The 19,324-nt window shown below is 71.2% G+C and carries 12 protein-coding genes and 1 pseudogene; 9 read left to right on the forward strand and 4 right to left on the reverse strand.

Annotated elements, in window-relative coordinates; genetic code table 11:
• Window positions 1-87: 87 nt before the first annotated feature.
• Window positions 88-3,240: a DUF7933 domain-containing protein gene (locus I596_RS14260; RefSeq protein ID WP_150132178.1), complete on the forward strand. Its 3,153-nt coding sequence runs from the start codon at window positions 88-90 to the stop codon at window positions 3,238-3,240.
• A 66-nt stretch (window positions 3,241-3,306) separates the two neighbouring features.
• On the opposite strand, the gene glmS is transcribed toward I596_RS14260, so the two are convergent.
• Window positions 3,307-5,139 (reverse strand): glutamine--fructose-6-phosphate transaminase (isomerizing), encoded by a 1,833-nt coding sequence (gene glmS / locus I596_RS14265; protein ID WP_067649310.1) that lies wholly within the window; start codon window positions 5,137-5,139, stop codon window positions 3,307-3,309.
• 157 nt (window positions 5,140-5,296) lie between these two features.
• Here glmS and gspF point away from each other — a divergent pair, with 157 nt between their 5' ends.
• The 6 genes from gspF (at window position 5,297) to rpoH (ending at window position 10,891) form a co-directional block, all read left to right on the forward strand.
• Window positions 5,297-6,505, forward strand: a complete 1,209-nt coding sequence (gspF, locus tag I596_RS14270) for a type II secretion system inner membrane protein GspF (protein ID WP_067649313.1) — start codon at window positions 5,297-5,299, stop codon at window positions 6,503-6,505.
• A gap of 82 nt (window positions 6,506-6,587) precedes the next feature.
• Window positions 6,588-7,268 carry a cell division ATP-binding protein FtsE gene (ftsE, locus tag I596_RS14275; protein ID WP_067649315.1) on the forward strand — a complete coding sequence of 227 codons (681 nt, stop codon included), beginning with the start codon at window positions 6,588-6,590 and terminating at the stop codon, window positions 7,266-7,268.
• Window positions 7,265-8,263, forward strand: coding sequence for a permease-like cell division protein FtsX (ftsX, locus tag I596_RS14280; protein ID WP_190278920.1), 999 nt, complete (start codon window positions 7,265-7,267; stop codon window positions 8,261-8,263). Before ftsE ends, ftsX begins: the two co-directional genes overlap by 4 nt.
• Window positions 8,260-9,102, forward strand: a complete 843-nt coding sequence (locus I596_RS14285) for a response regulator (protein WP_067649318.1) — start codon at window positions 8,260-8,262, stop codon at window positions 9,100-9,102. Before ftsX ends, I596_RS14285 begins: the two co-directional genes overlap by 4 nt.
• Window positions 9,099-9,824: a uracil-DNA glycosylase gene (gene ung / locus I596_RS14290; RefSeq protein WP_067649322.1), complete on the forward strand. Its 726-nt coding sequence runs from the start codon at window positions 9,099-9,101 to the stop codon at window positions 9,822-9,824. The genes I596_RS14285 and ung overlap by 4 nt, the downstream gene beginning before the upstream one ends.
• 191 nt (window positions 9,825-10,015) lie before the next feature.
• Entirely contained in the window at window positions 10,016-10,891 is an 876-nt protein-coding gene (gene rpoH, locus I596_RS14295) for an RNA polymerase sigma factor RpoH (protein ID WP_067649325.1), read from the forward strand.
• Between the two features lie 72 nt (window positions 10,892-10,963).
• On the opposite strand, the gene I596_RS14300 is transcribed toward rpoH, so the two are convergent.
• Together I596_RS14300 and I596_RS18530 are read right to left on the reverse strand one after the other, a co-directional pair.
• Window positions 10,964-13,171 (reverse strand): primosomal protein N', encoded by a 2,208-nt coding sequence (locus I596_RS14300; protein ID WP_067649328.1) that lies wholly within the window; start codon window positions 13,169-13,171, stop codon window positions 10,964-10,966.
• A 357-nt stretch (window positions 13,172-13,528) separates the two neighbouring features.
• A complete protein-coding gene (locus I596_RS18530; RefSeq protein ID WP_067649331.1) occupies window positions 13,529-14,791 on the reverse strand; it encodes a DUF3667 domain-containing protein in 1,263 nt (420 codons plus the stop codon).
• Between the two features lie 193 nt (window positions 14,792-14,984).
• Here I596_RS18530 and I596_RS14310 point away from each other — a divergent pair, with 193 nt between their 5' ends.
• Complete coding sequence (locus I596_RS14310) at window positions 14,985-16,391, forward strand: MATE family efflux transporter (RefSeq protein WP_067649333.1); 1,407 nt, start codon at window positions 14,985-14,987, stop codon at window positions 16,389-16,391.
• A 111-nt stretch (window positions 16,392-16,502) separates the two neighbouring features.
• Here I596_RS14310 and I596_RS19310 read toward each other — a convergent pair.
• Window positions 16,503-16,733, reverse strand: a pseudogene (locus I596_RS19310) (DUF3301 domain-containing protein); the annotation flags it as partial.
• A gap of 169 nt (window positions 16,734-16,902) precedes the next feature.
• On the opposite strand from I596_RS19310, the gene I596_RS14320 reads away from it, so the two are divergent.
• Window positions 16,903-19,305 carry a bifunctional serine/threonine-protein kinase/formylglycine-generating enzyme family protein gene (locus tag I596_RS14320; protein WP_067649339.1) on the forward strand — a complete coding sequence of 801 codons (2,403 nt, stop codon included), beginning with the start codon at window positions 16,903-16,905 and terminating at the stop codon, window positions 19,303-19,305.
• The last annotated feature ends 19 nt before the right edge of the window (window positions 19,306-19,324 follow it).

Below are 19,324 nucleotides of genomic sequence, written 5' to 3' on the forward strand. Positions count from 1 at the left end.
GACGGCACCACCGGACAGTCCTTTCATACGACCGCGGCCGCGCTACGCGTGCAGCGGTACCTATCGATGATGGTTGGGGAACTTGCAATGAAACCTATGATCCTGGTCCTGACCGGCCTGCTCGCCAGCGTGGGAACCGCCCACGCGGCCCGGCTGCAGCCGGCGCCGGCAACGACCGCCGCGCGCGGCGCCGAGGTCGTCCTCGGTGCCCGCCCGATCGCACAGATGACCGACAACACGCCGGTGGCCACCGGCGGCGTGTCCTGCTCCGACTGGGAAGCCGGCACCACCGGCGCCACCAGCTGGTGGCGCCGCTTCTATCTTTCCGAGCACGGCGCGCCGACGTCGCTGGCGATCGAAAGCGTCACCGTCGGCACCGAGAGCGGCACCGCGCCGGTGACGATCCGGCTCCATACGATCCCGCACGCCGTGCCGGCCGGAACGATCCCGACCGACCAGCTGACCCTGATCGGCCAGTCGGCGCAGACGCTGGTCAGCGGCCAGCTCGACACCGCGACGATCCCGGTCGCCGGCCTGGTCGCGGACGCGGTGGGCACCGACCTGGTCGTGGAGTACCACGTGGACGCCTACCCGCTGTCGGCGTTCTACGCCGGCGGCAACCCGAGTCCGCAGACGCACGAGGCACTCATCAGCGCGCCCGATTGCGGGGTCCCGACACCGACGCCGCTGTCGACGCTGAACTTCGCCGATGCGCACATGATCATCGTCGCCAATGCCGCCGCGCCGGCCGTGGCGCTCGGCAAGGCGTTCGCACCGGAGGTCGTGCGCGCGCCGGCCACCAGTACGCTGACGATCACGCTGGTCAATCCGTTCGCGCAGGACGCGCAGCTCACCGCCGACCTGACCGACACGTTTCCGGCGGGTCTCCGCGTCGCGACGCCGCCGAACGCCAGCACGACCTGCGGTGGCGCGCTGACCGCGCCCGCCGGCAGCGGCGCGGTCACGCTGGCCGCAGCCGGTGCGTCGATCCCGGCCGGTGGGCGCTGCACGATCCAGGTCGACGTGACCTCGGACGGCGGCACCCACGTGAACCAGATCGCCGCCGGGGCACTGCGCACCAATCAGGGCGACAGTGTCCAGGCCGCCACCGCGACGCTGTCGGTGGTGCCGGCCGGCGGCAACGGCATCGTCCGCCACGCGTTCAACCAGCCGATCGCCGCGACCGGCCTGCGCACCTCGTTCGACCTGATCGGCGGCCAGACCAGCGAAGGCGTCGCCAGCGCCTACGGCTGGGACGTCGGCCTCGGGCTCGGCTACAACGGCGAATCGCCGCTGATGGTGACCCTGGTGCTGCAGGCGATCGCCGCCAGCCAGGCCCAGTTCGTCGTCGACGGCAACGGCCACGCGGCGATGCTGGCGGATGGCGCGACCGTGGGCCCGGCAGCCACCTACTCCAGCGAACCGGACGTGCTGCCCGACCCGGCCTGGCTGGCCGGCGGCGACGGAGCACTCGGCGTGCGCTTCCGGTGCAACGGGCGCCTGCCGTATCCGGTGGAGGGCAGCGGCGTCTGCTACGGCTACCTGCGCCTGGCCACGTTCGGCCTGGCCGGACTCCCCGCCCAGATCATCGAGAGCGCGATCGACGGCGACGGCGCACCGATCACGGTCGCACTGCCGGCGCCGGTCCAGCCGCCCTCGGCCAGCGCCGCACCGGCCGTGCTGAATGTCAGCGTCGCCGCCAACATGAGCCGCGAGGCGGTCTTCACACTGGCCAACGCCAGCGGCAGCCTGCCGCTGCGCTATGCCATCGCCGCCCAGGGCACCGCCTCGGGCCTGCGGCCGCATCCGAGGACCCTGGCCAAGGCCGGTGCCGCGGAGGAAGAAGCCACCGCGTTGTCGCTGCCGGCGGTGACGTCGCCGGTCGTGCAGCAGCCGGTCCGCGGCTACGGCGCCGATCCCGCCGGCACGTCCAGTGCGGTGATTTATCGGCTCGACGACGGCAGCTACGATAGAAGCCTGGGCCTGGGCCAGTTCGCCGGCATCTGGCTGAACCGCTACAACGTGCTGGAAGCGCAGACGATCGACTCGGTGTCGGTGATGTGGCCACGCCAGTTGGAGGGCGGCAGCCTCATCGGGCTCACCGCGAACCTGGTCGCCTACTACGACGCCGACGGCGACGGCGACCCGAGCAATGCGGTACGGCTCGGCGGCAACCGCCTGGTTACGATCGACACGCTCGACGTATTCCAGACCTATGCGACCGCCTTCGCCGTCCCGGGTCCCGGCGACGTCTATCTCGGCATGGTCGAGCACTGGGCGATGAACGGCTATCCGGGTTCGCTGTACGCCGCGGCCGTCGACGGCTCGGTCCACCGGGCGCGCTCCTACCTGTCGCTCAACCTGCCGTCGGACAGCGCGCCGGCGCCGCTGGATCTGGACAACCTGGCCGCGAACGACCTGACCGGCCTGGCCAGCATGATCGGCGTCCTCGGCAACTTCATGATCCGGGCGACCGGCGCCGGCACGTCGTGCACCGGCCCGGCGCTGCCGTGGCTGAGCGCCACCGTGCCGGGCGACACGGTGGCCGGCGGCGCCCTGGCGCGTATCCGCGTCACGGTCGATCCGGCGGCAGGCGGCCTCGCACCCGGCAACCACGAAGCCCAGCTGTGCATCGCGACCAACGACCCGGCGCGCCCGGTGCTGGCGATACCGGTTCACGTGGAAGTGACCGCGCCGTTGGCAGCGCACGCCTGCAGCACGCACGGCGACGGCCTGTTCTGCACGGGCTTCGAAGCGCCGCCGGAAGACGACCTGGTCGTCAGCGGCCTGCTGAACCTCGAACTGCCGGCCACCGAGAGCGGCCTGTCGTTCAACTTCGGGCGCCAGGACTGGGACGCGCTCCCGCTCTACGGCGACGACTTCCAGCCCTACTGGTCGTCGATGCGGCCGCATCTGATGTTCTACTGGTTCGGCGATGTCCACCCGGGCCGCAACGGCGGCGTCGCCGACACCGTGTTCGGCCCCTACAGCGTCCTGCAAGCGGGCGACACGATCGGACCGGACTCGACCTTCAGCGAAGTGGCCAACGGCGAGTACGGCGAGACCCGGTACTTCCTGGCCGGGGTCGACGGCTACCTCGGCTTCAAGTTCTACAACGAGGAAACCGGCCTGATCACCTACGGCTACCTGCACCTGGCGACGACCTGGCCCACCGGCTACCCGGCGCGCCTGCTCCGCTACGCCTACAACCGGTCCGGTGGACCGATCACGATTCCCTAGCCGTACCCGGGAGCGAGGGCTTCGCCTGCGAAGCCCTCGTTTCCACTGCCGCCGCCGCGCGGCGCGCTATTCGACCGTGACGGACTTGGCGAGGTTGCGCGGCTGGTCGACGTCGGTGCCGCGCAGCACGGCGACGTGATAGGCCAGCAGCTGCAGCGGCACCGTGAAGACCGCCGGGGCGCACAGGTTGCCGCCGGAGGCGACCTTGACCACGGCGCCGCGCTCGCCGAGGCCGTCGATCTGCACCTGGTCGTCGGCGAACACGAACAGCTCGCCGCCGCGCGCGCGCACTTCTTCCAGGTTCGACTTGAGCTTCTCGAGCAGCTGGTTGTTCGGCGCCACCGTGATGACCGGCATGTCCTCGTCGACCAGGGCCAGCGGGCCGTGCTTGAGCTCGCCGGCCGGGTAGGCCTCGGCGTGGATGTAGGAGATTTCCTTGAGCTTGAGCGCGCCTTCCAGCGCCACCGGGTAGTTGACGCCCCGGCCGAGGAACAGCGCGTGGTGCTTGCTGACGAAGCGCTCGGCCAGCTCGGCGATCGTCGGCTCCAGCGCCAGCACGTCCTTGAGCAGGCGCGGCAGGCTGGCCAGCTCGGCGACCAGCTTGCGGTACTTGTCCTCGGCGATGCCGTTGATCCGCGCCAGTTCCAGCACCAGCAGCGCCAGCGCGGCGAGCTGCGTCGTGAACGCCTTGGTCGAGGCCACGCCGATCTCCGGCCCGGCGCGCGTCATCAGCACCAGGTCGGACTCGCGCACCAGGCTCGACTCGGGCACGTTGCACACCGCGAACGAGCCGAGGTAGCCGCGCTGCCGACCCTCGCGCAGCGCAGCCAGCGTGTCGGCGGTCTCGCCGGACTGGGAGATCGTCAGGAACAGGCTGTCGGCCGGCACCACGGCGCGGCGGTAGCGGTACTCGCTGGCCACCTCGATCGAGCACGGGATGCCGGCGATGCCTTCCAGCCAGTAGCGCGCGACCAGGCCGGCGTGGAAGCTGGTGCCGCAGGCGACGATCTGCACGTGGCGGACACGCTGCAGCAGCGCCTCGGCGTCGACGCCGAAGATGTTCGGCAGGATGTGGCCGTCGGCGATGCGGCCTTCGAGCGTGTCGTTGATCGCGCGCGGCTGCTCGAAGATCTCCTTGAGCATGTAGTGGCGGTACTCGCCGCGCTCGACCGCGTCGGCCGACAGCTCGCTGGTGTGCACGCGCCGCTCGACCGGTTGGCCGTCCAGGTCGTAGACCTGCATTTCCTCGCGCGTGATCTCGACCAGGTCGCCCTCGTCGAGGTAGACGAAGCGGTTGGTGACCTTGATCAGGGCCTGCACGTCCGAGCCGAGGAAATGCTCGCCGATGCCGATGCCGACCACCAGCGGGCTGCCGCGGCGGGCGCCGACGACGTGGCCGGGTGCCTCGCTGCTGATGACCGCGATCGCATAGGCGCCGTGCAGGCGCCGGATCGCCGTCTGCACCGCCTCGCGCAGGCCGTTGCCACCGCTCATCAGGTGATGGACCAGGTGCGCGATGACCTCGGTGTCGGTGTCGGAGGTGAACGCGTAGCCGAGCGCCTTGAGCTCCTCGCGCAGCTGCGCGTGGTTCTCGATGATGCCGTTGTGGACCACGGCGACCGTACCGGTGGACAGGTGCGGATGCGCATTGGCCTCGTTCGGCACGCCGTGCGTGGCCCAGCGGGTATGGGCAATGCCGCTGACGCCGGCGAGCGGCGATTCGGCCAGGCGGTTTTCCAGCTCGCGCACCTTGCCGACGGTACGGGCGCGCGTCAGCTCGCCTTTCGTCAGCACCGACAGGCCGGCTGAATCGTAGCCTCGGTATTCGAGCGCCCTGAGGCCGGCGATCAGGATCGGCACCACATCACGCTGGGCCGCGGCAGCGACGATTCCACACATGCGAGAACCTCCATCAGGAGTGCGCGTCCGTCCAGGCGCGGCGCTTGGCCGGCAATGATAGTCGCTCCGGCGCGAACGCTGCACACCCCCGAGACAGATTCACCGCTTCCGGCGACAATGCCCGCTTCCAGCGACGACGCCGAACGACTCTTCGCCCATGCCGGCTTTCGCCTACCAGGCCCTGGACGCCAACGGACGCACCTGCCGCGGCGTGCTGCAGGGCGATACCGCCCGCGCTGTGCGCGGCAGCCTGCGCGAGCGCGGCCTGAGTCCGCTGGCGGTCGAGGAGGTGGCCGGGGACCGCGGCAGCCGCGGCCTGTTCGCCTCGCGCGGGCTCGGCGGCGCCCAGCTGGCGCTGCTGACGCGCCAGCTGGCGACCCTGATCGGTGCCGGCCTGCCGATCGACGAGGCGCTGGCCGCGCTGTCCGAGCAGAGCGACGGTGAACGCCAGCGTGCATTGACCGTGGCGCTGCGTGCACGCGTGATGGAAGGCGCCGCGCTGGCGCAGGCGATGGCCGAGTTCCCGGAGACGTTCCCGGACGTGTACCGCGCCTCGGTGGCCGCCGGCGAGCAGTCCGGCCAGCTCGACACCGTGCTGGAGAAGCTGGCCGACCATGCCGAGGCGCGCGACGCGCTCGCGCAGAAGCTGATCGGCGCGCTCGCCTACCCCCTGCTGCTGACCCTCGTGGCGGCGGCCGTCGTGACCGGCCTGCTGGCGTTCGTGGTGCCGCAGATCGTCAGCGTGTTCCAGGGCACCGGCCAGGCCCTGCCGCTGGCCACCCGCGTGCTGCTGGCGGTGTCCGATTTCCTGCGTGCCTGGGGCTGGCTGCTGCTGCTGGTCCTGGCCGGCGCCGTGGTCGGCGCCGCGCTCGCACTGCGGCGCGACACGATCCGCCATCGCTGGCACGCGACCGTGCTGCGCCTGCCCTTGCTGGGGCGCCTGACCCGCGCCGCCAATACCGCCCGCGCGGCGCGGACGCTGGCACTGCTGTCCGGCAGCGCAGTGCCGCTGCTCGACGCGCTGTCGATCACCGCCCAGGTGGTGCCGAACCTGCCGATGCGCGAAGCGCTGCGGCGGGCGGCGGTGCGCGTGCGCGAGGGCACCGCCTTCGCCCGCGCGCTGGCCGACAGCGGCCATTTCCCGCCGGTGGCGCTGCGCCTGATCGCCAGCGGCGAACGCTCCGGCCAGCTGCCGCGCATGCTGGACCAGGCCGCGCGCCAGCAGCAGCGCGAACTGGAGCGCTGGCTGACCGCCCTGACGACCGTGCTCGGACCGCTGGTGATCCTCATCGTCGGCGCCCTGGTGCTGTTCATCGTGCTGGCGATCCTGCTGCCGATCTTCGAAATGAACAGGATGGTGAAATGACCGAGCTGCGCGGCGGATGCCGCAGGCGGACGGCAGCCGATGCGCCCGGCCCGATGACCGGCCGGCGTTGCCCGGAGGGCCGATGATCCGTTTCGAACAGGTCGGCAAGCGCTATGCGGCCGGGCTCGATGCGCTGATCGACGTCAGCTTCGAGGTCGCCGCCGGCGAGATGGTCTTCGTGACCGGCCACTCCGGCGCCGGCAAGAGCACGCTGCTGAAGCTGCTGAGCCTGGTCGAGCGGCCCTCGCGCGGCCAGGTGCAGGTCCACGGCGTCGATCTGGCGCGGGTGCGGCGGCGGCGCGTGCCGCAGGTGCGGCGCGGCATCGGCATGGTGTTCCAGGACCACCGGCTGCTGATGGACCGCAGCGTCTTCGACAACGTGGCACTGCCGCTGGTGATCGCCGGCGTGCCCCGCATCGAGGCGGCCAAGCGCGTGCGCGCCGCGCTCGACAAGGTCGGCCTGCTGGCGCGCGAGAAGGCCGAGCCGACGACCCTGTCCGCCGGCGAGCAGCAGCGCGTGGGCATCGCCCGTGCGATCGTCGGCAAGCCGCCGCTGATCATCGCCGACGAGCCGACCGGCAACCTCGACCCGCAGCTGTCGGTCGGCATCATGCAGCTGTTCGCCGAGTTCGCGCAGGTCGGCACCGCGGTGCTGGTCGCCAGCCACGACCTGCACCTGATCAAGCGCATGAACCAGCGCGTGCTGGTGCTCGACCACGGCCGCCTGATCGACGACTTCCGGCCGCAGCAGGCCACGGCATGAACGCGCGCCGCCCTTCGCGCAACCAGCGCGCCGCGGCCAAGCCGGCCAAGCTGCCCAAGCCGCCGCGCATCGGCGCCGGTGCGCGCCTGGGAAGCTGGCGCGACCAGCACCTGTACGGCCTGTTCTCCAGCCTCGGCCGGCTCACGGCCCGGCCGCTGGCCACCGTGCTGACAGTGGCGGTCATCGGCATCGCGCTGGCGCTGCCGCTGCTGCTGCACGTCGTGCTCGACAACGTGCGCGCGGTCTCCGGCGGCCTGCGCGAGGCGCGCGAGATCACCGTCTTCCTCGATCCGAAGGTCGACGCCGGCGCCGCAGCGGCGATGGCCGCCGACCTGCGCCGGCGCGCGGACGTCGCCGAGGTGACCGTGCGTACGCCCGAACAGGGCCTGGCCGAGTTCCGCCAGCTCTCCGGCTTCGCCGAGGCGCTGGACGTGCTCGAATCCAATCCGCTGCCGACCGTGCTGGTCGTCGCACCGGCCAGCGCGACGGCCGACGCCGGCCGCGACGAAGCCCTGGTCGCCGCCATCGAGGCGGATGCCCGCACCGACCTGGTCCAGTACGACGCGGCCTGGCGCCGGCGGCTGTCGGCGATCATGGCCTTCGGCGAACGCGCCGCGCTCGCGCTGGCCGCGCTGCTGGGCCTGGCGACGCTGCTGGTGGTCGGCAACACCGTGCGCCTGGACATCCAGGGACGCGCCGAGGAAATCGCGATCATGCAGTTGATGGGCGCCGGCAACGGCTTCGTGCGGCGCCCGTTCGTGTACGCCGGCCTCTGGTACGGCCTGCTCGGCGCGCTGCTGGCGATCGTCGCGGTCCTCGGCGTGCGCATCGCCCTGGGCGGCCCGCTCGACCATCTGATCGCCAGCTACGGCGGCCACGTGACGTTCCGCGGCCTGGCGCCGCTGGCCGCGCTGGCGACCGTCGCCGGCGGCGCGGCGCTGGGCTGGATCGGCGCCTGGATCGCCAGCACGCACCAGCTGGGAAGGACGGCATGACCGCGCTCGGCGAGATCGGCCTGCGGCCGCGGGTGCTCGTCGTGGACGGTTCGCGCGTCGCGCGCCGCCTGATCGAGCAGGTGCTGCAGGCCGAGCTGCCGGATGTGACGGTGGTCGCCTGCGGCAGCGGCCGGGACGCCCTGGCCGAGCTGCAGGACGGCAGTTTCGACTTCGTGACCACCGCCCTGCGCCTGCCCGACATGGACGGCGCCGAACTGGCGCGCCACATCCGCGAGCAGACGCCGCAGGCCTACATCCCGATCGTGGTCGTGTCCGGCTCGGCACAGGAGCGCCTGACCGCGCGCACGCTCGGCGACGACGTGACCGACTACTTCGACAAGTCGCTCGGCTTCCAGGCGCTGGCCACCTTCATCCGCGGCTACGTGCACCCGGTCGAGCGCATAGCCGGCCGCGTGCTCTACGTCGAGGACAGCCGCGTGGTGGCGCTGGCGACCTCGCGCATCCTCGACCGGCACGGCCTGTCGGTGCGCCACGTGGTCAGCGCCGAGGAGGCGATCGCGATCGTCGAGAACGAGCGCGATCCCGACGGCCTGCCGCCGGTGGACCTGGTGCTGACCGACGTCAGCCTCAAGGGCGCCCTGACCGGCGGCGACCTGCTCGACCGCATCCGCACCGGCGGCGGCTTCGGCAAGGGCCTGCTGCCGGTGCTGGTGATGACCGGCGACGACAACCCGCGCAGCCAGACCCTGCTGCTGCGCGCCGGCGCCAACGACCTGGTCAGCAAGCCCATCGACGAACGCCTGCTGGTGACCAAGCTGCAGTTCCAGCTGCGCGTCAGCCAGCACCTGCGCAGACACCATCGAGGCACCGACGCATGAATGCACCGACCGACGGCGACGCTGCCTCCCGGGTCAAACTGGAGCCCAGCTGGAAGCAGCGGGTGGGCGCCTGGTTCGAGCGCCCGGAGATGATCGCGCTCAGCCGGTTTCTGCGCGAGGAGAAGCAGGCCGGCAAGGTGATCTACCCGCCCGGCTCGCAGATCTTCGCCGCGCTCGATACGACGCCGTTCGACGCGGTCAAGGTGGTGATCCTCGGCCAGGACCCGTATCACGGGCCGCGCCAGGCGCACGGCCTGTGCTTCTCGGTGCTGCCCGGCGTGGCGGTACCGCCGTCGCTGGAGAACATCTTCAAGGAGATCGAGCGCGACCTGGGCATCGCCCGGCCGGACCACGGCTGCCTGATCCCCTGGGCCCGCCAGGGCGTGCTGCTGCTCAACGCCGTCCTCACCGTGGAGCGCGGCCAGGCCGGTTCGCACCAGGGCAAGGGCTGGGAGGGCTTCACCGACGCCTGCGTGGACGCGCTCAACCGCGAGCGCGAGAACCTGGTCTTCCTGCTCTGGGGCAGCTATGCCCAGGCCAAGGGCAAGCTGATCGACGGACGCCGCCACCGCGTCCTGAAGGCGCCCCACCCCTCGCCGCTTTCGGCGCACCGCGGCTTCATCGGCTGCGGCCATTTCTCTCGTACAAACGAGTACTTGCAGCAGCATGGCCAGGCGCCGATCGACTGGCGGCTGCCGCCGGCCGACCAGCTGGCGATCTGATCCGGCGGCCCGGCGCGCCGATTGTTCACGCAGGCGCACCAGAGAAATAACGGCCGATTCACGAATTCGGGTGTAGTATACCGGTCAGTTCAGAAAAGGCCGCCGGTCGTCACCCTTCGGGGGAACTTCCGGCACTGTTAGCACTCCCATAACAAGAGTGCTAATTCGCCATCGATCAGGAGAACACCCTCATGAGCAATGCCGTGGTCGCCAGCGCCTTGCCGATCTCGAACCTGCCGGTTCCGAGTGCGATCGGCAGCCTCGATGCCTATGTATCGGCGGTTCACCGTTTTCCAATGCTGAGCCAGGACGACGAGCAGTCGCTGGCCCGCCGTTTCATCGAAGCCGACGACCTCGACGCGGCCAAGCAGCTGGTGATGTCGCACCTGCGCTTCGTCGTCCATGTCGCCCGCGGCTATTCCGGCTACGGACTGCAGCTGGGCGACCTGATCCAGGAAGGCAACATCGGCCTGATGAAGGCGGTCAAGCGCTTCGACCCGGACCAGGGCGTGCGCCTGGTGTCCTTCGCGGTGCACTGGATCCGTGCCGAGATGCACGAGTTCATCCTGCGCAACTGGCGCATCGTCAAGATCGCGACCACCAAGGCGCAGCGCAAGCTGTTCTTCAATCTGCGCAAGTCGAAGAAGCGCCTGGGCTGGATGAACGCCGAAGAGGTCAACACGGTCGCCCGCGAGCTCGGCGTGCCGGCGGCCACGGTGCTGGAGATGGAAGCGCGCCTGTCCGGCAAGGACATCGCGTTCGATGCGCCGACCGATGATGACGAGGACGCCAAGCCGTCGCCGGCGATGTTCCTGATCGACCACAGCGCCGATCCGTACAGCGCCGTCGAAAGCGAATCGGAAGAGGAATCGAGCCTCGACACGCTGCATCGCGGCCTGGAGAAACTCGACACCCGCTCGCGCGACATCATCCAGCGCCGCTGGCTGCGCGACGGCGACAAGGCGACGCTGCAGGAGCTGGCGGACGAGTACGGCGTTTCGGCCGAGCGCATCCGCCAGATCGAGGCCAATGCGATGAAGAAGATGCGCACGCTGTTCGTCGCCTGAGCCGCGTATTCCCCGTAGTCACGACGGCCCCTCGACGGGGCCGTCGTCGTTTTCGGGAACCGACTGCCGGCTTCAGAACAGGTCGATCGGATCGACGTCGATCGACCAGCGCAGCTGCCGCCCGCCCGGAAGCGCGGCGACCTGCGGCAGCCATGACGTCAGGTAGCCCTGCAGCGGCCCGCGCTCGTCGGCCTCGACGATGACCTGGCCGCGATGCGCGCCGGCCCGCCGCGGCATCGGTGCCGACAGCGGCCCCTGCAGGCGGACGCCCTCCGGTGCCGGCCGTACGCGGCAGGCGGCGGACAGGAACTGCTCCAGGAGCGCCGGGTCCTCCGCCTCGGCACGCAGCAAGGCCAGATAGCCGTACGGTGGCAGTTGTGCCTGCCGCCGCTCCTCCAGCAGGGCCTGCGCCAGCGCGCGATAGCCGCCGCCGCGCAAGGTCGCCAGCAGCGGGTGATCCGGATGATGGGTCTGCAACCAGACCTGGCCGGGCCGCGATGCACGGCCGGCGCGGCCGGCCACCTGGACGATCAGCTGGCCGAGGCGCTCGCCGGCGCGGAAGTCCACACTGAACAGGCCCTCGTCGATGCTGACCAGCACGACCAGGCTCAACCGCGCCAGGTCATGCCCTTTGGCGAGGATCTGCGTGCCGACCAGGATGCGCGGCGCCTCGTCGGCGAGGCCGTCGAGCAAGGCATCGCGCGCGCGCCGGCTGCGTGTGGTGTCGCGGTCGATCCGCACGATCGGCACGTCCGGGAAGCGCGCGCGCAGCACGTCTTCCAGGCGTTCGGTGCCGTGTCCCTGCGGCACGATCGCCAGCCCGCCGCAGGCCGGACACCCCGGCGGCACCGGCTGCTCCGCGCCGCAGTGGTGGCAGATCAGCCGGGAACGCCCGCGATGCAGCGTCATCGGCCGGTCGCAGCGCCGGCACTGCGCGCTCCAGCCGCAGTCCCGGCATTGCAGCACCGGTGCGTAGCCGCGGCGGTTGCGGAAGACCAGCGCCTGTTCGCCGCGATCGAGGCAGGCGCGGATGGCCGCCAGCGCCGGCTCCGCCAGCCCGTGCTGCAGCGGCTGCCGGCGCAGGTCCACGATGTGCAGGTCCGGCGGCCGCGCGCTGCCGGCGCGCTGCCGCAGGTGCAGGTGCCGGTAACGGCCCGCCTCGGCATTGGCCAGCGATTCGAGCGACGGCGTGGCCGATCCGAGCACGACCGGTACCTGCAAGGCCTTGGCGCGCACCAGGGCCAGGTCGCGCGCGTGGTAGCGGAAGCCTTCCTGCTGCTTGTACGAAGTGTCGTGTTCCTCGTCCACGACCAGCAGGCCCGGCCGCGGCAGCGGCACGAAGACCGCCGAACGCGTTCCCAGCACCACCGGTGCGTCGCCGCGCGCGGCCGCCAGCCAGGCGCGTGCACGCTCGACCTCGCCCAGGCCCGAGTGCAGGACCGCGATCGTGACGCCCAGCCGCTCGCGGAACCGCCGCAGCATCTGCGGCGTCAGCGCGATCTCCGGCACCAGCACCAGGGCCTGCCGGCCGCGCGCGATGCAGCTGCCGATCAGGTCCAGGTAGACCTCGGTCTTGCCGCTGCCGGTGACACCGTGGAGCAGGATCGGCACGAAGCGGTCCGGCTCGGCCGCCACCGCGGCGACCACGGCGGCCTGCTCGGTGTTGAGGGGTGGCCCGGGGCTCGGCCGCGGCGGCGCACTGGCGACCGGCACGCGACGGCAGCCGACCCAGCCGCGCTGGCGCAGGCTGCGCGCCGCTGCCCGCCAGCCGGGCAGGCGCAGGTCGAGCAGGGCCGCCGCGACGGCGCCTTCGGCGAGCTGGTCGAGCAGGCGGTCGGGGCGGGTGCCACGCCGGCGCCCGGGATTCTCGCGCGCCTGGCGGCCGGCGTCCTCGAGGAACCACACTTCCTCATCCTCGGTGGGCGGCGTCCGCGCACTGCGCAGGGCCTGCGGCAGCGCCGCCTCCAGGACCTCGCCGAGCGGGTGGTGGTAGTAGCGCGACGCCCATTCGAGGCTGCCGAGCAGTTCCTCGGTCAGCCACGGCGCCGGGTCGAGGACCTCCCCGATCGGCTTGAGCCGGCCCGGGGCGACGGCGGCGGCCTCGGCATGGCCGACCACGACGCCGACCGTATCGCGGCGACCGAACGGGACACGCACCCGGCAGCCGCGCGCCGGGATCGGAACGCCGGCGGGAACCGCGTAGTCGAAGGCCTGGGCGAGGGGTACCGGAACCGCGACGCGAACGATCGCCTGCGGGGCTGCCGGAAGATCATCGGACATCGGGCAAGTCTATCCGCCGCACCGGCGAGCGGCAGGGCTTAGCGGGACCTTCTCACCCTCGCTCACGGAAACTGACGCCAAGTGGCTGCCACACCGGGCATTTGCCGCTTATCCACAAGCGTTGTGGATAAGTCTGTGGACCAACGGTCGGGAGCAGGGAGCGGAGCGCACAGCGGCGCGCCGCGCGCCACCTTGGCGAATCTTTAACCAATCTGAAATACATCAATACAAACAGGTGCTTGGGAAACAAGCTCGGACCAACGATGACGGCCGCGTGACATTCGCGGGCGGTCGCCGCGGCCCCGTGCTGCCTGTGCACAAAAGACTTGACAACACCTCCGGCTGCGCCTTCGGAGCTCAGGCCACGGCCATGCCGACGACCAGGGCGGCCACCAGGCCCAGCGACAGCAGGAACGAGTAGCACATGCCGATCACGCCGTAGGCCAGCACGCCCATGATCCAGCCTTGCCGGTAGACGCGCTTCTGCATCAGCAGCAGGTACAGCGGCAGCCAGACCCAGGCGGCGACGATCAGCCAGCCGATCGGCGTGCTGACCCCCGGCAGGCCGATCGCCGCGTCGCGCAGCGCGTAGAGCAGGATCAGGACCAGCAGCGAGAGGAAGATGAAGGCGTGGCTGTGCAGCGCCACCATCAGGTGCTCCATATAGAGGCGGCGCTTGAAGATGTAGACGATCTTCAGCAGCACCGCGAACAGCGGCATCAGCACGAACAGCGTCTGCGGCAGCACCGAGAACATCGCGGTGCCCAATAGGGCCGGCTTGCGGGCGGCCATGCGCGTGTTCTCGAGCATGTGCCCGAGGGCGACGTTGATGCGCCGGTTGGCGGCCTGCGGCAGCCAGGTGACTTCGACCGGATTGGTCTTCGCATCCCAGGGCTGACCGTTGAAGCTGAAGACCGCGTTGAACACCCGCTCCATTGCCGTCGCGTCGTTCTCCCCGTCCTTCGTTCCCGCCTTGTCCGTTCCCGCCTTGTCCGTTCCCGCCTTGTCCGTTCCCGCCTTGTCCGTTCCCGCCTTGTCCGTTCCCGCCTTGTCCGACCCGGCCTTCCCCGGTCCTCCCTTCCCGGGTGCGGACGAATCCGGCGGCGCCGCGGGCGGCGCCGCGGCCTGGCCGGTGGCGGTATCGGTAACCGGCGGCGGCCGATCGTCGTCGGCCACCACGATGGCGCTGTTGACGAACTGGTCCTCCAATGCGACCTGCACCGCGAAGATCGACAGCACGCACAGCACGAAGAACAGCCGGAACGGCGTGACGTAGCGAACGCGCCGGCCGGCACAGTACTCGGTCGTCAGGAAGCCGGGACGGAAGTACAGGTCGAATATCGAACGGAAGATGCGCGAATCGACGTTGAAGACGATGTCGGCCAAGTCCGACCCCACTTCGCGCAGGCTGCGGATCATGCCCTTCTCGGGCTGGCCGCAGCGGTAGCAGTAGCTGCCGTACATCGGCTCGCCGCAATTGCCGCAGGACGGGAAGGTGGGCGCCGGCGCAACCGGCTCGGCCACCGGCACGTCCAGCACTGCCGGCACGCGCGCGCTGCCGGCGTCCCGAAGGGCCGCTGCCTTGGCCGGTTCCAGAGGATCTTCCGCGCCGCTGCTCATACCGAAACTTCGCGCTCCCCGATCGGCGACGCCGCTCGCCAGGCTGCGGACGATACCGGTTTTTGTTCGCGATCGGGGGCCCGGTAGCGGCCGCATGCGCGCCGGGAAACACTCTGTATCCGCGGCTGAAGCGGACGCCGCCGAGGGCGCTGGTAGACTGGCGGACCGGAATACCCTGCTGCGCCCAGTCGCGATGACCCGCCACCCTTTCCTCGACCGGCAGCGCCTGGGGCGCGAGCTGAAGGACACGCTGCGCCTGGCCGGACCGCTGGTGCTCGGCCAGCTGTCGGCTGTCGGCATGAACGTGATCGACACGGTGCTGGCGGGCCATCTCAATGCGCGCACGCTGGCCGCGGTGGCGGTCGGCACCAGCATCTGGTCGCTGACGCTGGTGCTGTCGCTCGGCGTGATGATGGCGGTACCGCCGTCGGTGGCACAGCTGCACGGCGCGGGCCGGCACGGCGCGATCGGCGCCCTGCTGCGCCAGGCGCTGTGGCTGGCCGGCAGCATGGGCGTCGTGCTCGGGCTGGCGACGGCGTTCGGCGGCCCCTTGTTGTTCGACCTGATCGGCGTCGACCCGGTGCTGGCCACCGACGTACGCCATTTCCTGCACGCGATCGCCTTCGGCGCGCCGGCGATGGCCCTGTACTTCGCATTGCGCGGTCTCAGCGAAGGCATCGGCCTGACGCGGCCGACGATGTACTTCGGCCTGCTCGGCCCGGCCTTGCTGGCGCCGGTCGGCTATGTGCTGATGTACGGCCGATTGGGACTGCCGGCGCTGGGCGCGGCCGGTGCCGGCATCGCCACCGCGCTCGCGCTGTGGGTACAGATGCTGTGCATGCTGTGCTACATCGCGCATCACCCGGCGTACCGGCACCTGCAGCCGTTCGGGCGCAGGGAACGGCCCAACCCGCGCGCGATCGGCGAACTGCTGCGGATCGGTGCGCCGATGGGCGTCACCGTATTCATGGAAGCGAGCCTGTTCGTCGCCGTCGCGCTGATCATCGGACGCCTCGGCGCCGACGTGGTCGCCAGCCACCAGGTGGCGATCAACGTCGCCTCCTGCGCCTTCATGATTCCGCTCGGCATCGCCATGGCGACCACCGTGCGGGTCGGTCACGCGGTCGGCCGCAACGACGGCGAAGGCGTGAAGATGGCGGGCCTGGCCGGCTTCGCGCTGACGCTGGCGATCCAGTGCGTCTCGGCCGGCATCTTCTTCGGCTTCCCGCACGCCATCGCCGCGCTCTATACCCGCGATGCGGTGGTGATCGCGCTCGCCGCGCAGCTGCTGGTGCTGGCCGGCATGTTCCAGTTGTCCGACGGCATCCAGGTGGCCGCCAACGGCGCGCTGCGCGGTCTCAAGGACACGCGCACGCCGATGGTCATCACGCTGCTAGCGTACTGGGGCGTCGGCATGCCGGTCGGCTGGTGGCTGACCTTCCCCGGCGGGTTCGGTGCGCGCGGCATGTGGATCGGCCTGATCGCCGGTCTCAGCATGGCCGCCGTACTGCTGACGCTGCGCTTCCACCGCCAGGCGGCGCGTTTCCACACCGCCGTCGATGAGGGTCAGCGGCGGGACGCGGCGGCCGGCCGCGCCTAGCGGCAGCGGCGGATCGACCCGATCGGTCAAGGCCGACGCCTGTTGCGGCATCGGGATGCTCCAGGTCTGCAGCGCGTCGCCGAGCAGGTCGAGATGGCCCGGATGCCGGTTGTGCCCGTCGGTACTGACCTCGAAGCCGTAGCGGCGCTTGAGCCGCAGGCGGCCGTCGACACGGGTCCAGCCCAGGCGGCGCAGCGCGACGGTCTGGTCGAGCAGCTGCACGCCGGCACGGCGGCACAGGTCGCGCGCGAGGGCGCCGGCACGCTCGCGCGCCTTGAGCGCGCGCAGCCACAGCGCGATCGCGGCGCCGATGAGAAGCAGGGGAATCCATTGGGCCAGCATCGCCCGAGTGTGGAGACGCCGGTGCGCCCTTGCAAGGACCGATCCGACCGGCAAATGCACGCAGCCGGCAGCCGGTCACGGCGCGCGGTGCCGATTTCGCTAGAATCCCCCTATCAGAATCAGGGGCGCGTGGGCACCCTCCCCATCCCGGGGGTGCGCTGATCCGGACATGGCGACGATCGACATCCCCGACTATCGACCGGTCGACAAGATCGGCTCGGGCCGGCTGGCCAGCGTCAGGCTGGCGACGCAGACGTCGCTGGAGCGCGACGTGGCGCTCAAGATCCTGTCGCCCGGCCCGGCCGCCGACCCGGACATCAGCGAGCAGTTCCTGCAGTCGGCGCGCATGCTCGCCTCGCTCGCCCACCCCAACGTGGTCCAGGTCTACGACATCGGGCTCGAGCCGGCGCCGTACTACGCGATGCAGTACCTGTCCGGCGGAAACCTGGCCAGCCGCGTCCGGCGCGGCCTGGACGAGCGCGAGCTGCGGCGCATCCTCGAGAGCATCGCGCGCGCGCTCGGCTACATCCACCGGCGCCGCCACGTGCACGGCGGCATCAGCCCGAGCAACATCCTGTTCGATCCCAACGACACGGCGATCCTCAGCGACTTCGGCCTGCTGGCCGCACGGCGCAAGCTGGCCGCCGACACCGATACGGCGCCGCCTTCGGCCGACGGCTACGCCAGTCCCGAGGTGGCGCGCGGCGATGCGCCCGACGCGCGCTCGGACATCTTCAGCCTGGGTGCCGTGGCGTTCTTCGGCCTGAGCGGCCGCTCGCCGAGCGAGGCCGGCGATGCCAAGTCGCCGATTCCGCGGCTGCCGCCCGAGCGGGCGCATTGGCAGTCGCTGATCGACAAGGCAATGGCCACCGATCCCAATAAGCGCTTCCAGAGCGCCGAAGCGCTGCTGGCGGCACTGGCCTCGGTCGACATCCCGACGACAGCCGGCCCGGCCGCGGTACCGGCCCCGGCCCAGCGCGCCGCGGCGGTCGTGCCGGCACGGGCCGCCGTACCGCCGGCTGCCACGGGCACCAACGAGACCAACCTCCGCGTCGCGACACCGCCGCCCCCATCCGCCGCACCGGAACGGCCGCTACCGGCCGCCGAGGAAACGGCGCCGGGCAGCTGGCTCCCGCTCGTCATCGCCGCCTTCGGCCTGCTGCTGATCGGTGGTGTCGGCTACGGCGTGTGGTCATCGCGGACACCGGCCCCGGCGGCGCCGATCCCCGTCGCCACGAACGAAGGCGCCGAGCCGGCCGAACCGGCGCCGCCGGCGGCGGATGCGGCGATCGATGCACCGCCGGTCGTGCCGCCATCCGAGCCGGACTTCCTCTCCGACCCGCGGCTCGATGCCGACGGCCGGCCGATCGCACCGCTGGATCTGCGCCAGGTGCCGACCGTCGTCGACCCGGTGGTCGAACTGGTCCGTCTCGGACGGGCCGATCTCGCGGCGCAGCGGCTGACCCTGCCGCCCGAGCGCAACGCGCTGGAGCGCTTCCAGTTGGCGTTGAAGATCAACCCGCGCACGCGGCCGGCCCGCGAAGGCATCGTCCAGGTCGCGCGCGCGTACCTGGAGCTGGCCGAAAGCGCCTACCAGGCCGGCAACAGCCCGGAGTTCGCCGCGCACCTGGACAAGGCGGCCGAAGTGGCCGTGGCGGCCGGCGAGGAAGGCACGGAAGTCGCCGCGGCCATCCGCGCACGCCGCGGCCGCGAGGCCGACCGGCTGGTCGAGGAAGCCCGCCCGCTGGTCGATGCCTGGGACAAGGCCGGTGCCGCCGCGCTGTACGAGCGTGCGCTGGCGTTCGACCCGGGCAATGCCACGGTGCTGGAGGCCCAGCGCCGGCTGCAGCGGGTCGGTGCGCCCGGCTACGTCTTCCGCGACCGCCTGGCCGACGGCACTGCCGGCCCGGCGCTGGTCGTGCTCGACGGCACGCTGGCCGTCGCACAGTTTCCGGTCACGCGCGGTGAGTTCACGCGCTGGTGGCAGGCCGGCGGATCGGCCCGCACCGTCGCGCAGCCCGCGTGCCGCGACCGCGAATCGTTCTTCCGCTCCTCGCGCAACCGGACCTGGCAGAAGCCCGACATCGACCAGGACGACAGCCATCCGGCGGTCTGCGTCGGCTTCGCCCAGGCGCAGGCCTACGCGGCCTGGCTCAGCGAGCGTACCGGCCACCGCTACCGGCTGCTGACACCGGGCGAATGGGACCGCATCGCCCGCTCGGCGACCACGCCCGACTGCCGCACGGCGAACCTCGCCGACCAGTCCTACCGCCGCCGCTACGAGACCTTGCAGGGCCAGGAATGCGACGACGGCGCTGCCGGCACCTCGCCGGTCGGCCGCTTCCCGGCGATCTCGGTCGGGGTCTTCGACCTCGACGGCAACGTCCGCGAATGGGTGGCCGGCTGCGGGAAGGGGACGCCGCTGACGGCGGCCTGTCGCGACCATACCGTCAAGGGGCGCGGCTGGCTGTCGGTGCCTTCCAAGGAAAACGTCGGCAACGTCGACAGCTTCGGCGACGACGTGGCCTTGAACAGCGTGGGATTCCGCGTGGCGCGCGAGATCGCACCGTGAACAGCAGGGGGACTGCACA

The sequence above is a fragment of the Dokdonella koreensis DS-123 genome, assembly GCF_001632775.1.
GTDB lineage: Bacteria > Pseudomonadota > Gammaproteobacteria > Xanthomonadales > Rhodanobacteraceae > Dokdonella > Dokdonella koreensis.

What these genes read in the sequence shown, in the direction of transcription:
- I596_RS18530 (WP_067649331.1), bottom strand. Translation starts at nt 14,791, where the DNA reads ATGAGCAGCGGCGCGGAAGATCCTCTGGAACCGGCCAAGGCAGCGGCC.
- I596_RS14260 (WP_150132178.1), top strand. Translation starts at nt 88, where the DNA reads ATGAAACCTATGATCCTGGTCCTGACCGGCCTGCTCGCCAGCGTGGGA.
- rpoH (WP_067649325.1), top strand. Translation starts at nt 10,016, where the DNA reads ATGAGCAATGCCGTGGTCGCCAGCGCCTTGCCGATCTCGAACCTGCCG.
- ftsX (WP_190278920.1), top strand. Translation starts at nt 7,265, where the DNA reads ATGAACGCGCGCCGCCCTTCGCGCAACCAGCGCGCCGCGGCCAAGCCG.
- ftsE (WP_067649315.1), top strand. Translation starts at nt 6,588, where the DNA reads ATGATCCGTTTCGAACAGGTCGGCAAGCGCTATGCGGCCGGGCTCGAT.
- gspF (WP_067649313.1), top strand. Translation starts at nt 5,297, where the DNA reads ATGCCGGCTTTCGCCTACCAGGCCCTGGACGCCAACGGACGCACCTGC.
- ung (WP_067649322.1), top strand. Translation starts at nt 9,099, where the DNA reads ATGAATGCACCGACCGACGGCGACGCTGCCTCCCGGGTCAAACTGGAG.
- glmS (WP_067649310.1), bottom strand. Translation starts at nt 5,139, where the DNA reads ATGTGTGGAATCGTCGCTGCCGCGGCCCAGCGTGATGTGGTGCCGATC.
- I596_RS14320 (WP_067649339.1), top strand. Translation starts at nt 16,903, where the DNA reads ATGGCGACGATCGACATCCCCGACTATCGACCGGTCGACAAGATCGGC.
- I596_RS14285 (WP_067649318.1), top strand. Translation starts at nt 8,260, where the DNA reads ATGACCGCGCTCGGCGAGATCGGCCTGCGGCCGCGGGTGCTCGTCGTG.
- I596_RS14310 (WP_067649333.1), top strand. Translation starts at nt 14,985, where the DNA reads ATGACCCGCCACCCTTTCCTCGACCGGCAGCGCCTGGGGCGCGAGCTG.
- I596_RS14300 (WP_067649328.1), bottom strand. Translation starts at nt 13,171, where the DNA reads ATGTCCGATGATCTTCCGGCAGCCCCGCAGGCGATCGTTCGCGTCGCG.